Here is a 14062-nt window from a genome sequence, read left to right as displayed (position 1 = left end):
GGTCCGCGCGGTTCGGAGCCTTTCGTGGCTCCCGGCCAAACCGCCGAATTGCGGAATGGCGAAAGGGGTTAGATGTAGAAACGGCGCCCGAGGGCGCCGTTCCGTGAGCGTTCGAGTTACTTGCGCAACCCGAGCTTCGCGATGAGGGCGGTATACCGCGCCCCGTCCTTGTGGCGGAGATAGTCGAGCAGCGTGCGCCGCTTGTTGACCATCATCAGCAGCCCGCGGCGCGAATGGTTGTCCTTCTTGTGGCCCTTGAAGTGCTCGGTCAGGTTGCGGATGCGCTCGGTGAGGATCGCGACCTGGACTTCGGGGCTGCCGGTGTCGCCTTCGACGCGGCCATGTTCCTTGACGAGCGCGTCCTTGCGCTCTGCAGTGATCGTCATGTTTCTTCCTTCGACATCATTCAGAGATTGAAACCGCGGACGACGCGGACCTCGCGGTCCTGGACTTCCACCAGAGCGACGGGAATTTCTTCCGATGTCGCGAAGTAGGAGCCATCGTCTGCGGCGATCCCGATCAACACCCGCCCCTGACGGAGCAGCCCTGCCTGATCGGGGGAGAGGGATAGAGCCGGGATGTCGTCCAGCCCCGCCCTCAATGGCAGGAGTTTGTCTTCAAGGGCGCGCGCCTGCCCGAGTTCGGCCAGTTTGTCCAGCGATATCGCGTTTTCGAGGGTGAACGGCCCGGCCTTGGTGCGGCGGAGCATGGTGACGTGGCCGACGGTATTTAGGGCAAGCGCGATGTCGCGGGCGAGGGAGCGGATGTAGGTGCCCTTGGAGACGTGCGCGGTGAGCATGACGCTCTCCAATTCCTCCCCCGCTTCAGCGGGGGAGGGTGACCGCTCGGCTTCTTCAGCCGAGCGGTGGAGTGGGCCGGGGCTGGGTGCGACAACAGCCGTCGCTCCCCCACCACCGTTCGCTGAATGCTCACGGTCCCCCTCCCCCGGTTCCCGGGGGAGGATTTTAAGAGCGTGAATCGTCACCGCCCGGCTCGCGAGTACCACCGCCTCGCCAGCGCGCGCCAGATCATAGGCCCGCTCCCCATCGACCTTCAGCGCCGAATAGATCGGCGGCACCTGTTCGATCGGTCCGGTGAAGCGCGGCAACACCGCCTCGACCTGCGCCAGCGTCGGCCGCACCGCGCTTTCGGCAATGACCTTACCCTCAAGATCAAGCGTGTCGGTCTCCGCCCCGAAGGTCACGGTAAAATCGTACACCTTGTCGCTGTCGAGCATCCGCCCGGCGAGCTTGGTCGCCTCGCCGAGCGCGATCGGCAGCACGCCGGTGGCAAGCGGATCGAGCGTCCCGCCGTGCCCGACCTTGATGCCGCGCTTGCTGACATCGTGGCCCGCGGCGCGCAGCGCGCGCTTGACCGCGGAGACACCCTGCGTCGAGCCCAGCCCCAATGGCTTGTCGAGGATCAGCCAGCCATGCACGCCGCTCACGCCCCGCCGAGCTGCGCGATCCGCAGGAAGACATCGGCGACGGCATTCGCGACCGGCCCGATCACGCGGCGGATGATGTCGGCCTGCGGGCTGATCATCGGCAGCACGAACAGCAGGATCAGCAGCAGCGGCAGCCCGAAGCGCGCGAGCTTGGCATATTGGATCGCGGCAGCGCGGGGCAGCAGCCCTTGCACGACATGCCCGCCATCGAACGGCGGCAGCGGGATCAGGTTGAAGACGCCGAGGAAGACGTTGATCAGCAGAAAGCTGTAGAGCGAATCGAACACGAAGCCGGTCACAGTGTGTGGCGCGCCCTCGGGCGGAATACCCCCGGCCAAGCCGACAAACGCCGCTAGCGAAAGCGCGGTGAGCGTGGCCAGCACGAAATTGGTCGCAGGTCCGGCCAGTGCCACCAGCATCATGTCGCGGCGCGGATTGCGCAGTTTGCGATTGTCGACCGGCACCGGCTTGGCCCAGCCGAAGATCGGCGCATGCGCGATCGCGAGGATCATCGGCAGGACGATCGTCCCGATCGGATCGACATGGCGGATCGGATTGAGCGTGAGGCGCCCGAGCCGCTCGGCCGTATGATCCCCGAAGATCCGCGCGACATAGCCGTGTGCGACTTCGTGAAACACGATCGCTATCACGAGCGGGATGAGCCACACCGCGATGGTGTAGGGCAGGTCGGGATTGGTCATCGGGGTCCGTTCTGTCAGGCAGCGCAGAGCGCTTCGCTGAAATGGCGACGGCACAGCGCAATGTACAGGTCGTTGCCGCCGATCTCGGTCTGCGCGCCCGCGGCGACCGCGCGGCCGGCTGCATCGACGCGCAGGTTCATCGTCGCCTTGCGCCCGCACCAGCAGACCGATTTGATCTCGATCAGCGAATCCGCGATCGCCAGCAATCGCGCCGATCCTTCGAACAACGCACCAAGGAAATCGGTGCGCAGCCCATAAGCGAGCACCGGGATGCCGTGGACATCGGCCAGCAGGGCAAGCTGATCGACCTGGGTGGCGGTGAGGAATTGCGCCTCGTCGACGAGCACGCAGGCAGGCGCCGCCTCGCCCTCGCGCGTCACAATCGCGACGAGATCGGTATCGCGCTCGAATGCGATCGCATCCGCGGCCAGCCCGATCCGCGTGGTGATTGTCCCTGCAGCAAAGCGATCGTCGATCGCGGCGGTGAGCAGCACCGTGCGCATCCCGCGCTCGCGATAGTTGAAATCGGCCTGCAAAAGGTTGGTCGATTTGCCCGCGTTCATCGAGGCGTAGTAGAAATAGAGCTTGGCCATCAGGGGAGACGATCGATGGGGACCGGGCTGGCGGGCCCGGCCTGAGTTTTGAGTTTACGTTCGAACGATATGAACCCGTCAAAATCGCGAGCGGCGATGAGGTGTATCATGTCGTCGAAATCGGCGCCGTCGCGCAAACGATGAATCGCCCAGCCGAGCCACCCTGCTTCCTCGACATGCACATTGTCGAGCGAGGCAAAAGCTGTGAGCGCGTTGGCAATCGCGTCGGTCGTCCAGCGATACGCACTCCGCAGCACCCATTCGATTTCCATCGCGACCGTGAGCGACACGAATACTGGCTCGCTTGCGATCAACGCCACGGCGATCGGCGTTTGAACCGGATCGTCGTTGGTGATGACGCGCAAAGCGATATTGCTATCGATCGCCTTCAAGGTCTGCCGCGTTCCGCGAACATCCGGTCGACTGCCCGGTTCATGTCCTCGATCGATACCGCTGGCCCGACATAGGAGGGAACGCGTCGCCGAAATTCCTCGTAACTGATCCGTTCGCGCTCGGGCTCCGCAACCTCGAGCACGATTCGACGTCCCTGCCGCGACACATTCAGCGTCTCGCCCGCTTTGAGCTGGAGCGAGTCGCGAATATCCTTCGGGATAACGACCTGGCCTTTCGACGAAATCTTGGTCTGCGCATTCATTGTGGTAAGATGCGTCTTACCCAAACGGTTGTCAATCGTCGGTATCGGGCTCAAGATCGCGCGCCACCTTGGGGTCGCGGAGCAATGTGTCGATGTGGCTGCCTTCGTCAAAGCTGTCGTCCGCCAGGAACTTGAGCTTGGCGGCGTATTTCATGTGGACGCGCGCGGCGACCTCGCGCTGGAGGTAGGCGGTGTTGGTGCGCAACGCCTTCAGCACGGCTTCCTCGTCGCGACCGAGCAGCGGCTTCATGAACACCGTCGCGTGGCGCAAATCGGGGGACATGCGCACTTCAGTGATCGTCACGGAATGCTTGGCGAGCGTCTCGTCATGCACATCGCCGCGCGCGAGGATCTCGCTCAGCGTGTGCCGCATCTGCTCGCCGACGCGGAGCAGGCGGACGTTGCGGGATTCGGGAGTATCGGTTGGGCGCATAATGCCTTCTTACACCTCTCCCAGCCGGAGAGGGAGGGGCCCAAGCCATTTGGCTTGGGAGGGTGAGGGTGACGGCGCGCTATCGCGCACCTTCACCCCGCGCCGCTCCGCGGCTTCCCCTCTCCCGCTGGGAGAGGGGAAGGTATCACAGCGTGCGTTCGCGCAGTTCGACTTCGAAGGTTTCGAGGAAGTCGCCCGGCTTGATGTCGACGAAGTTAGACGTGAAGGTCACGCCGCACTCCAGACCCGCACGCACTTCGGCCACATCGTCCTTGAAGCGGCGCAGCGAGGCGATCTCGCCCTGGTAGATGATGACATCCGCCCGGGTGATACGCGCCTTGAGCGCCTTGCGGATGTTGCCCTCGGTAACAAGCAGACCCGCTGCCTTGCCGTGCTTGCCCGCCGAGAAGACCTCGCGGATTTCGGCGCGGCCGACGACCGTTTCGAACGCTTCCGGTCCGAGCTCGCCCGCCATGCCGGCGCGGATCTCGTCGGTGAGGTCGTAGATCACGTCATAGTACTTGAACGCGACCTTGTGACGCTCGGCGATCTCGCGGGCCTTGGCGTTCGGACGAACGTTGAAGCCGATGATCGGCGCGCCACTGGCACCCGCCAGCGTGACATCGCTCTCGGTGATGCCACCGACGCCCGAATGCAGCACGCGCGCCTTGATGAGATCGGTCGAGATCTTGTTGATCGCGCCGACGATCGCCTCGACCGACCCTTGCGTGTCGGCCTTGACCACCAGCGGATATTCGATCGCCTGCTTTTCCTTGAGAGCCGAGAACATCGACTCGAGGCTCGCCGGACCACCGCCGGTGCGCTTCGAGGTGATGACGCTCTGGCGGTACTCCGCAACTTCACGCGCACGCGCTTCGTTCTCGACCACCGACAGCGGATCGCCCGCCCGCGGGACACCCGAGAGACCGAGGACTTCGACCGGCATCGACGGGCCGGCCTCCTTGATCTGCATGCCCTTGTCGTTGGTCATCGCGCGGACCTTGCCGCTCTCGGCACCGACGACGAAGATGTCGCCGACCTTGAGCGTGCCGCGGTTGACGAGCACGGTCGCGACCGGACCGCGGCCCTTGTCGAGCTTGGCTTCGATCACGGTGCCTTCTGCCGCGCGGTTCGGGTTGGCCTTCAACTCGAGCAGTTCAGCCTGAAGCTGGATCTTCTCGATCAGTTCGTCGAGCCCGGTCTTCTTGAGCGCCGAGACTTCGACGTCCTGGACGTCGCCCGACATCTCCTCGACCACGACCTCATACTGCAGCAGGGCCTCGCGGACCTTCTGCGGATTGGCGTCGTGCTTGTCGACCTTGTTGATCGCGACGATCATCGGGACGCCGGCGGCCTTGGTGTGGTTGATCGCTTCGACCGTCTGCGGCTTGATCGCGTCGTCCGCTGCGACCACGAGCACGACGATGTCGGTCACGTTGGCGCCGCGCTGGCGCATTTCGGTGAAGGCTTCGTGGCCTGGCGTGTCGAGGAAGGTGACCTTCGACTTGTCCTTCAGCGTGACCTGATAGGCACCGATATGCTGGGTGATGCCACCGGCCTCACCGCGCACGACGTCGGTGCCGCGCAAAGCATCGAGCAACGAGGTCTTGCCGTGATCGACATGGCCCATGATCGTGACGACCGGCGGACGCGGCAGCAGCGTATCCTCGGGATCGGCATCGGTCTCGATCGCGATGTCGATGTCCGAATCGCTGACGCGAACGATGTTGTGGCCGAATTCGGTCACCAGCAGCTCGGCCGTATCCTGGTCGATCGTCTGCGTCATCGTGACGGGCGAGCCCATCTTGAACAGCATCTTGACGAGGTCGGCGCCCTTCTCGGCCATGCGGTTGGCGAGTTCTTGGACGGTGATCGCTTCCGGCACGACGACGTCGCGGACTTGCTTGGCCTGCACTTCGCGCGGGCCACCCATGCGGCGATGTTCCTTTTCGCGCGCGCGCTTGAGCGCGGCGAGCGAACGGGCGCGAGCGCCGTCGCCGCCGTCGAGCGCACGGTTGACGGTCAGCTTGCCGCCGCGACGTTCGTCGCCCTTGCGGTCACGCTGGCCGGGACGCGCGGGTTCGTTCGGAGCAACCGGCGCGGCGACGCCGATGGCGGGACGCTTGGCAGCACCGGCAGCACCTGCGGCGGGCGTGGCCGCAGCAGGCGTCGGCTCGGGCGCCGGGGCGGGCGGTGCCGGACGCGGACGCTCGGGACGCGGTACGGGCGTGAACAGGCGTGGCGCGGGCATCGACGGATCGCGCTCGAGGCTCAGCGGACGCAGCACCGGGGCGGGCGCTGCGGCTGGCGCCGGGGCAGGAGCTGGCGCAGCAGCGACGGGCGCAGGCGCAGCCGGACCGGCGACCGGCGCAGCTGCCGCAGGGGCGGGCGCGGGTGCGGCTTCGACGGCCGGGGCCGGTGCGGCGACGGGCTCAGCAGCCTCGGCGACCGGGGCCGCGACAGGCTCGGGCGCAGGCTGTGGCACGGGGTCGGGCGCAGCGGCGCTGTCGGGGGCATCGCCGGCGCGGCGATTTTCCTCGGCGCGGCGGCGCTCCTCGGCTTGCGCCTCGATCCGCAGCCGCTCTTCGCGGCGACGGGTTTCCTCGAGCGCGTTCATCCGCGCTTCGTCGGCTTCGCGCAGCAGCTTGGCCTGGAGCTCCTGACGCGACAGCAGCGAGTTGCCGGGCGAGACGGGCGGGGGCGGTGGCGGGGTCGGCGCGACCGGACGCGGCGCGGCGACGGGCGCCGGTGCCGGGGCGGCCTGCTCGACGGGTGCCGTGGCCGGCGCGCCGCCGGGCCCGAGCACGCGACGGCGCTTCACTTCGACCTGGACGGTGTTCTGCCGTCCATGGCTGAAGCTCTGCTTGACCTGGCCGGTCTCGATCGTGCGCTTCAGCCCGAGCGGCTGACGCATTCCGAGTTTCGGCTTTTCGTTGTCGGTATCGCTCACTCAAATTCCTCGCATGTGTCGTCGTCAGCCGCAGCAGGGATGCCACTTCCCGCCGGGTTGGATATGTGCGCCGATGCGCCTTGCGACGGTGTTTCGCAAGCCACGAGGGCGGATTCGGGGCCGATGAAATGCAGCCAGCGGTTGAGCGTTTCGCCCACCCGCTTTGCAGCATCGCGTTCTGTCAGGCCGATATGTACCACATTCTGCCGACCTAGCGCCACGGCCAATATGGTGCGGCTGACCGGCAGTGCCAACCCCCGCAAAGCGCTGCCTTCTTCATCGTTGCCGATTCGCCACGCCTGGTCGAGTTTGCGGTTGCCGTCGGTGCCCGCGTCGGAGGCGTGGAGCAGCATGGTCAGCTTGCCCGAGCGCGCCGCGGTCTCGATCTTGTCCGAGCCGGTGAGGAGGTGGCCGGTGCGCGCCTCGAGGCCGAGTCGGTCGAGGACTGCGCGTTCGAGTGCGGTGGCGATCATCTCCGGCAGGTCGTCGGGAATCAGCACCGGGCCGGTCTTGAAGGCGCGCGCGAACGCGCCCTTGAGCTTGCCCTTGGCGATCGCGGTCTCGAGCTCCTTGCGAGTCACGCCAATCCACGCACCACGGCCTGGGGCCTTGGCGCGAACGTCCGGGAGGACGTGGCCATCGGGCGACAGCGCGAGTCGCACGAGCGCTTCGCGCGGCGCGCGTTCGCCGAGCAGGATGCACCGGCGCACCGCTTCCTCCCCCTCCCGCTTGCGGGAGGGGTTAGGGGAGGGGCTGTCAGCGGGGGACGCGCCCTCGTCAGGCCCTCCCCCAGCCCCTCCCGCAAGCGGGAGGGGAGTTTGGGTGGCGCCTAGCGTGTCATTGCGAGGATTCCGCATGAGCGTCCTCCTGCGACTTGGGGGCGGGCTGGGACTTGGGGGCGTCACGGTCGGCGAGCAAAATCCCGCCCGCGCCATAATTCTCGAGGCTCACTTCTTCGATCACGATCTGCACCGCAGCCGGGTTCTTGCCCAGCCGCTCGACGAGCGACTGGGTGACATCGGCGACGATCGCGGACTTCTGGTCCTTGGTCGCGCTGCCCGAAATGCGGATGCTGACGAACGGCATCAGGCTTCGCTCTCCTCCGAAGCAGGCGCTGCCGCCGGCTCGTCGTCGAACCAGTGCGCGCGCGCGGCCATGATGATCTCGTTGCCCTGCGCTTCCGAGAGGCCGTACTCACCCAGCACGCCACCCTTGTCCTCGGGGCGCTTGTTGGCGTCGGCGCCCTCGGCGCGGCGGCGCTGTTCCTGGCGCTTCTTCTGAATCAGCTCGTCGGTCGCCAGATCGGCGAGATCGTCGAGTGTCTTGATCCCGGCCTTGCCGAGCGTGACGAGCATCGCCTCGTTGAGATGCGGCAGTTCGGCGAGCGCGTCCTCGACGCCCATCGCGCGGCGTTCCTCGCGATTCGTGCCTTCGCGACGCTCGAGCGCCTCGGCGGCGCGGCTCTGCAGCTCGGCGGCGAGATCATCGTCGAAGCCTTCGATCGAGGCGATTTCCTCGACCTCGACATAGGCGACTTCCTCGAGTGCGCCGAAGCCCTCGGCAACCAGCAGCTGCGCGAGCGTCTCGTCGACGTCGAGCTCGGTCTGGAACATCTCGGTGCGCTCGGCGAATTCCTTCTGGCGCTTCTCGGACGCATCCTGCTCGGTGAGGATATCGATCGCCTTGCCGGTCAGCTGCGACGCCAAACGCACGTTCTGGCCACGACGACCGATTGCGAGCGAGAGCTGGTCATCGGGAACGACGACCTCGATGCGATCCTCTTCCTCGTCGATCACGACGCGGCTGACCGAGGCCGGCTGCAGCGCGTTGACGACGAAAGTCGCGGTGTCGGGCGACCAGGGGATGATGTCGATCTTCTCTCCCTGCATTTCCTGGACGACCGCCTGAACGCGGCTGCCCTTCATGCCGACGCACGCGCCGACCGGATCGATCGAGGAATCATGGCTGATCACGCCGATCTTGGCGCGCGAACCCGGGTCGCGGGCAGCGGCCTTGATCTCGATGATGCCGTCGTAGATCTCGGGCACTTCCTGCGCGAACAGCTTCTTCATGAAATCGGGGTGCGCGCGGCTGAGGAAGATCTGCGGGCCGCGATTTTCGCGCCGCACGTTCATGATCAGCGAGCGGATGCGGTCGTTGACGCGCACCACTTCGCGCGGGATCTGCTGGTCGCGACGGATCACGCCCTCGGCGCGGCCGAGATCGACGACGACATGGCCGAACTCGACGCGTTTCACCACGCCGGTGATGATCTCGCCCATGCGGTCCTTGAACTCTTCATGCTGGCGTTCGCGCTCGGCGTCGCGGACCTTCTGGAAGATGACTTGCTTGGCGGCCTGTGCGGCGATGCGGCCGAATTCGATCGGGGGCAGCGGGTCGACGATGTAATCGCCGACGACCGAGTCCTTCTGGAGCTTCTGCGCTTCCTTGAGGTTCACTTGCTTGAAGTAATCGTCGACCGCCTCGACCACTTCGACGACGCGCCACAAGCGCAGGTCACCGGTGTTGGGGTCGAGCTTCGCGCGAATGTCGTTCTCGGCGCCGTAGCGGGCCTTGGCGGCGCGCTGGATCGCGTCTTCCATCGCCTCGATGACGATGCCCTTGTCGATCATTTTCTCGGTGGCCACTGCGTTCGCAATGGCGATGAGCTCGGCGCGGTTGGCGGTAACGGCGGTGGCCATCAATTATGTCCTTCGTCTTCAATGCCCTCGGGCAGCGCTTCGTCTTCGATTTCTTCTTCTTCGACACCGGCGAGCGACAGCGGGCGAGTCGCCGCGATCAGCGCGTCGGTCAGCACCAGCTTGGCGGTGCCGACCTGGTCGAACCCGATCTCCATCTCGCCATGCTTGGGCAGGTAGATGGTGATGCGATCGCCCTCGACGCCTTTCAGCAGCCCGGTGAGCACCTTGCGCCCCTCGATCGGCGCGGCGAGCACGATGCGGGCTTCGTGGCCGGTCCAGTCGGCGAAATCCTTGAGGCGCGTCAGCGGCCGGTCGATCCCGGGCGACGACACTTCGAGGCGATATTCGTCGGTGATCGGGTCGCGGCCCTCGGCCTCGAGCGTGTCGAGCACGTCCGAGATGCGGCGCGACAGTTCGGCGCAATCCTCGATCGTCAGCTGCCGCGTGTCAGGTCGCTCGGCCATCACCTGGAGCGTGAGGTCGCCCTTGCCGCCGAACAGCTTCACGCGCACCAGATCGAAGCCGAGCGCGGCAGCTTCGGGGGCGATCAGCGGGGTCAGGTCGGGCGTTTCGGCCAATGGAAATCCTCGGGACGGTTAGGCAAAGGTATTCGGCGCCGGAACCGGGGGCTCCAGCCTCTTCACCTGGCGATGTAGAGAGTGATCGCGATATAGGCCGAAGCGGGGCGAGTGGCAAGCGGCTGTCTTTACTGTGTCGCAGGCGGGGTGTGGCTCCGGAACAAGTCCGGGGGTACGACGGTATGTCTTTCGGGCCTTTCGGAGAATTCCATGCTGTCGTCGCGCGCTTCGCTTCTTCTCCTGCTGGCCGCCACCGCCTGTTCGGCACAGCCGCAGCAGCCGGCGGGTGCCGCCACCGGGACGAACACCCCGACTCCGACATCAGCGCCGAGCCGCGCGCCCGTCACAAGCCTGCCCGACGACGCGCCCGCGGCGACCGTCGCCAACGTCCCCGCGACCACCGGCCGCGCCAACCGCGCCGCGACCAAGCCGCCCTTCGCTCAGCAGGTGCTCGCGACCTTCGACGAGCCGTTCGCGATCGCCTTCCTTCCCGATGGCGCGGCGCTGGTCACCGAGAAGGCCGGCAAGATCAAGCTGCGCCGCCCCGACGGCACCATTGCCGAGATCAGCGGCGCGCCCAAGGTGCTCAACGACAATCAGGGCGGCCTGCTCGACATCGCGCCCGCCCCCGATTTCGCGGCGAGCAAGCTGGTCTATATCAGCTATTCCGAACCGCGCCCCGGCGGCAGCAGCCTGGCGCTCGCCCGTGCCCTGTTCACCGGGACCGCGTTGGTCAATCTGCAGGTGCTGTGGCGCGCCGGGTCGGACGGGGTCGGGGGGCAGTTCGGCGCGAACATCGCCTTCGCGCCCAACGGCAAGTCGCTCTTTCTCTCCTCGGGCGAACGGCAGCGTTTCACACCGGCGCAGGATCCGGAGCAGGCCCTCGGCAAGATCCTGTACCTGACGCTCGACGGCAAGGCCGCACCGGCCAATCCGATGGCGGCGGCGGGCGGGGTGCGCGCCCAGACGTGGAGCAGCGGGCATCGCAATCCCTACGGCCTGGTGTTCACGCCCGATGGCCGTCTGTGGGAAGAGGAAATGGGCCCCAAGGGCGGCGACGAGCTCAACCTGATCCTGCCGGGCAAGAATTACGGCTGGCCGATCGTTTCGAACGGCGACAATTATTCTGGCAAGCCGATCCCCGATCACCCTAGCCGGCCCGATCTCGAAGCCCCCAAACTGTGGTGGAACCCGTCGATCTCGCCGGGCGGGATGATCTATTATTCGGGAGCGATGTTTCCGGCGTATCGCGGATCGCTGTTGATCGGCGCGCTGTCGGGCGAATCGCTGATCCGCATCGCGCTGTCGGGCGACAGCGCGACGGTCGCCGACCAATGGGACATGGGTGCGCGAATCCGCGACGTGGCGCAGGCCCCCGATGGGGCGATCTGGCTGCTCGAGGATGACGGCAAACTGGTGCGGCTGACGCCGAAGAGATGAGCCCACCCGTCACCCCGGCACGAGGCTGGGGTGACGATGGTCGGTTACCCGCGCACGATCAGATAGTTCATCCGCGCCGCCGCGATCGGCTTGGCGGGGTCGTCCTGCCACGCCGTCGCCTCGACATTGGCGACGCGCCCGCCGAGCCGCGTGACCACGCCGCGCGCGAACGTGGGTTTTTCACGCCCGCCGCGCATGTAATCGACCGTTACGTTGATGGGCTTGATCTTGCCGCCACCATCCTCGGCGAGCGCATATTGCAGGGCGACGATCGCGGCCATTTCGAGCATGCCGCCGATCGCGCCGCCGTGCAGATAGCCCGGGCGCCCGAGCAGGCTGGTGGCGCTCGGCATCGTCAGCAGCGTCGGGTCATCGCCCTCGACAACGGTGATCCCCAGCAGTTCGGCATAAGGCGGCAACATCAGGCGGCATCCGTGAACATGAAGGTGCCCGCGACATGCGCGAGCGGATCGGCCGGATCACCGTCATGGGCTTGGCCCCGCACGAACGAGATCGAGCGCGTGATGCGATAGCATTCGCCACGCCCGTACACCGTCTTGCCCGGCGTCGCTGGGCGGAGGTAGTCGATCCGCAGGTCGAGCGTCGCGTGCGGGCGGAAGGTGCCGAGCTTGGTCCACACGGCAAGGCTCGTCGCCATGTCCATCATCGTCAGGATCGGCCCCGAGGCGAGCACGCCGCTCGCCGGATCGCCGACAAGGTCGGTCTGATAAGGCAGCTGCAGCTCGACCCAGTCGGGCCCATGCGCGTGATAGCTGAGGTTCAGCAACCCGCCATGCCCGCCGACGCCAAGTCGGCTGAAACGCTGCGGGTCGAAGGCGGAGGGGGTGTCGGCGGCCATGATGCGGGCGCTGTATCGCAAAGCCGCCTCGGTGCAAGCATCGAGCGCCGTGGCCTCGGCTAGCCGCTTGCGGCGTTCGGCACGCCGGTATAGCATCGCGTTGCAAAAGAAAACGAAACGGCCCGCAAGCGGCTGTTCTGGAGGGCCTGAAATGTCGCATCCGAGCGTGCATGCGCGGACCGATCCCGGCAAACCCGCGCTGATTGTCGCCGAAACCGGCGAGCGGGTCAGCTTCGCGGAACTCGATGCGCGGTCGAACCGCGCGGCGCATCTGTTCCGCGCGAAGGGGCTGCAGGCGGGCGATACGATCGCGCTTTGCCTCGAGAACAGCCCGGCGTTCTACGACATCGCCTGGGGGGCGCAGCGGGCCGGTCTTTTCTTCGTGTGCATCTCAACCAAGCTGACGGCACCCGAAGTCGACTACATCCTCACGGATTCGGGCGCACGGCTGGTCGTCGTTTCGGCCAGCCTTGCCGGAGTGACCGCCGGGCTCGGTCTCGAACTCGCGCGCTTCTCGGTTGGCGGACCGGTTGCGGGTTGGGCCGCATGGGAGGAAGCGGTCTCCGCAATGCCGGATACGCCGATCGCCGATGAACGTGCCGGGATCGACATGCTGTACTCCTCGGGCACCACCGGCCGGCCCAAGGGCGTGCGCGTTGCGCTGCCCGACGATCCCGATATCGCGGCCGGCACCGTGCTCGAGATGCTCGCGCGCGGGCTGTACGGGCTTGGTTCCGACAGCCTCTATCTCAGCCCGGCGCCGCTCTATCACGCGGCGCCGCTGCGCTGGTCGATGACGGTCCAGCGGCTCGGCGGCACCGTCGTGATGATGGAGCATTTCGACCCCGAAGCGGCGCTCGCCGCGATCGAGCGTTATCACATCAACGCCAGCCAATGGGTGCCGACGCATTTCGTGCGGATGCTCAAGCTCGATCCGGCGACGCGCGCGCGCCACGATCTGTCGAGCCTCAAGGTCGCGATCCACGCCGCCGCGCCGTGCCCGATCCCGGTCAAGGAAGCGATGATCGAATGGTGGGGCCCGGTGCTCTACGAATATTATGCCGGGTCGGAGGGCAATGGCCTGACGACGATCGCCTCGCCCGAATGGCTGGCGCACAAGGGCTCGGTCGGCAAGGCCGCGTACGGCGTGCTCCATATCTGCAGCGAGGATGGCGACGAGCTGCCGCCGGGCGAGCAGGGGCTGGTCTATTTCGAGGGCGGAACGCCGTTCGAATATCATAACGATCCCGCCAAGACCGCGGAGGCGCGCAACGCACATGGCTGGACGACGCTCGGCGATATCGGGCGGATCGATGCCGACGGCTATCTCTATCTCACCGACCGCAAGAGCTTCATGATCATCTCGGGCGGGGTGAACATCTATCCGCAGGAGATCGAGAACCGCCTGATCACGCATCCGCGCATCGCCGATGTCGCGGTGATCGGCGCGCCGTGCCCCGAAATGGGCGAGCGCGTCGTCGCGGTGGTCCAGCCGGTCGACATGGCCGAGGCGGGCCCGGCCTTCGCCTCCGAACTGACCGCGTGGTGCCGCGCCGAACTGTCGGGAGTAAAGACCCCGCGCCAGATCGATTTTGCGGCGGAACTGCCGCGCCACGCGACGGGAAAATTGTACAAGCGCCTGCTGCGCGACCACTATTGGGCAGAGACCGGCGCGCAGAGCGTGTGACGCCGATGGAGAGACTG

The 14062-nt window shown here is 66.4% G+C and carries 16 protein-coding genes; 2 read left to right on the top strand and 14 right to left on the bottom strand.

Features of this window, described 5'->3' with window-relative positions; genetic code table 11:
* Positions 1 to 116 precede the first annotated feature (116 nt).
* The 12 genes from rpsO to rimP all read right to left on the bottom strand — a co-directional run bounded on the left by rpsO (position 117) and on the right by rimP (position 10059).
* Entirely contained in the window at positions 117 to 386 is a 270-nt protein-coding gene (rpsO, locus tag ACVWYO_RS04645) for a 30S ribosomal protein S15 (RefSeq protein WP_010183700.1), read from the bottom strand.
* A gap of 20 nt (positions 387 to 406) precedes the next feature.
* Complete coding sequence (gene truB, locus ACVWYO_RS04640; protein ID WP_457348992.1) at positions 407 to 1447, bottom strand: tRNA pseudouridine(55) synthase TruB; 1041 nt, start codon at positions 1445 to 1447, stop codon at positions 407 to 409.
* Positions 1444 to 2148 carry a site-2 protease family protein gene (locus tag ACVWYO_RS04635; protein ID WP_457348991.1) on the bottom strand — a complete coding sequence of 235 codons (705 nt, stop codon included), beginning with the start codon at positions 2146 to 2148 and terminating at the stop codon, positions 1444 to 1446. Before ACVWYO_RS04635 ends, truB begins: the two co-directional genes overlap by 4 nt.
* Before the next feature lie 14 nt (positions 2149 to 2162).
* A complete protein-coding gene (locus ACVWYO_RS04630; RefSeq protein ID WP_457348990.1) occupies positions 2163 to 2741 on the bottom strand; it encodes a thymidine kinase in 579 nt (192 codons plus the stop codon).
* Positions 2741 to 3106, bottom strand: coding sequence for a type II toxin-antitoxin system VapC family toxin (locus ACVWYO_RS04625; RefSeq protein WP_457348989.1), 366 nt, complete (start codon positions 3104 to 3106; stop codon positions 2741 to 2743). Before ACVWYO_RS04625 ends, ACVWYO_RS04630 begins: the two co-directional genes overlap by 1 nt.
* Positions 3107 to 3129: 23 nt before the next feature.
* Positions 3130 to 3450, bottom strand: a complete 321-nt coding sequence (locus tag ACVWYO_RS04620) for an AbrB/MazE/SpoVT family DNA-binding domain-containing protein (RefSeq protein ID WP_457348988.1) — start codon at positions 3448 to 3450, stop codon at positions 3130 to 3132.
* Positions 3428 to 3829, bottom strand: a complete 402-nt coding sequence (gene rbfA, locus ACVWYO_RS04615; RefSeq protein ID WP_457348987.1) for a 30S ribosome-binding factor RbfA — start codon at positions 3827 to 3829, stop codon at positions 3428 to 3430. The genes ACVWYO_RS04620 and rbfA overlap by 23 nt, the downstream gene beginning before the upstream one ends.
* 145 nt (positions 3830 to 3974) lie before the next feature.
* Positions 3975 to 6779, bottom strand: a complete 2805-nt coding sequence (gene infB / locus ACVWYO_RS04610) for a translation initiation factor IF-2 (protein WP_457348986.1) — start codon at positions 6777 to 6779, stop codon at positions 3975 to 3977.
* Positions 6776 to 7636, bottom strand: a complete 861-nt coding sequence (locus tag ACVWYO_RS04605; RefSeq protein ID WP_457348985.1) for a DUF448 domain-containing protein — start codon at positions 7634 to 7636, stop codon at positions 6776 to 6778. The genes infB and ACVWYO_RS04605 overlap by 4 nt, the downstream gene beginning before the upstream one ends.
* On the bottom strand, positions 7617 to 7865 hold the full coding sequence (locus ACVWYO_RS04600; protein WP_457348984.1) for a tautomerase family protein: 249 nt from the start codon (positions 7863 to 7865) through the stop codon (positions 7617 to 7619). The genes ACVWYO_RS04605 and ACVWYO_RS04600 overlap by 20 nt, the downstream gene beginning before the upstream one ends.
* Entirely contained in the window at positions 7865 to 9481 is a 1617-nt protein-coding gene (nusA, locus tag ACVWYO_RS04595) for a transcription termination factor NusA (RefSeq protein ID WP_457348983.1), read from the bottom strand. Before nusA ends, ACVWYO_RS04600 begins: the two co-directional genes overlap by 1 nt.
* The gene (gene rimP, locus ACVWYO_RS04590) at positions 9481 to 10059 is read right to left on the bottom strand and encodes a ribosome maturation protein RimP (RefSeq protein WP_332793528.1); all 579 of its coding nucleotides are present in this window, start codon (positions 10057 to 10059) and stop codon (positions 9481 to 9483) included. Before rimP ends, nusA begins: the two co-directional genes overlap by 1 nt.
* Positions 10060 to 10269: 210 nt before the next feature.
* Here rimP and ACVWYO_RS04585 point away from each other — a divergent pair, with 210 nt between their 5' ends.
* Positions 10270 to 11499: a PQQ-dependent sugar dehydrogenase gene (locus ACVWYO_RS04585; protein WP_457348982.1), complete on the top strand. Its 1230-nt coding sequence runs from the start codon at positions 10270 to 10272 to the stop codon at positions 11497 to 11499.
* 44 nt (positions 11500 to 11543) lie between these two features.
* On the opposite strand, the gene ACVWYO_RS04580 is transcribed toward ACVWYO_RS04585, so the two are convergent.
* The gene (locus ACVWYO_RS04580; RefSeq protein WP_457348981.1) at positions 11544 to 11921 is read right to left on the bottom strand and encodes a PaaI family thioesterase; all 378 of its coding nucleotides are present in this window, start codon (positions 11919 to 11921) and stop codon (positions 11544 to 11546) included.
* Positions 11921 to 12358, bottom strand: a complete 438-nt coding sequence (locus ACVWYO_RS04575; RefSeq protein WP_457348980.1) for a PaaI family thioesterase — start codon at positions 12356 to 12358, stop codon at positions 11921 to 11923. The genes ACVWYO_RS04580 and ACVWYO_RS04575 overlap by 1 nt, the downstream gene beginning before the upstream one ends.
* Before the next feature lie 151 nt (positions 12359 to 12509).
* Between ACVWYO_RS04575 and ACVWYO_RS04570 the strand changes: the two genes are divergently transcribed.
* Positions 12510 to 14045 carry an acyl-CoA synthetase gene (locus ACVWYO_RS04570; RefSeq protein ID WP_457348979.1) on the top strand — a complete coding sequence of 512 codons (1536 nt, stop codon included), beginning with the start codon at positions 12510 to 12512 and terminating at the stop codon, positions 14043 to 14045.
* The last annotated feature ends 17 nt before the right edge of the window (positions 14046 to 14062 follow it).

The organism is Sphingomonas sp. UYP23 (genome assembly GCF_054059235.1).
The sequence above is the reverse complement of the archived record's forward strand: the minus strand, read 5'-3'. Positions and strand labels throughout refer to the sequence as shown.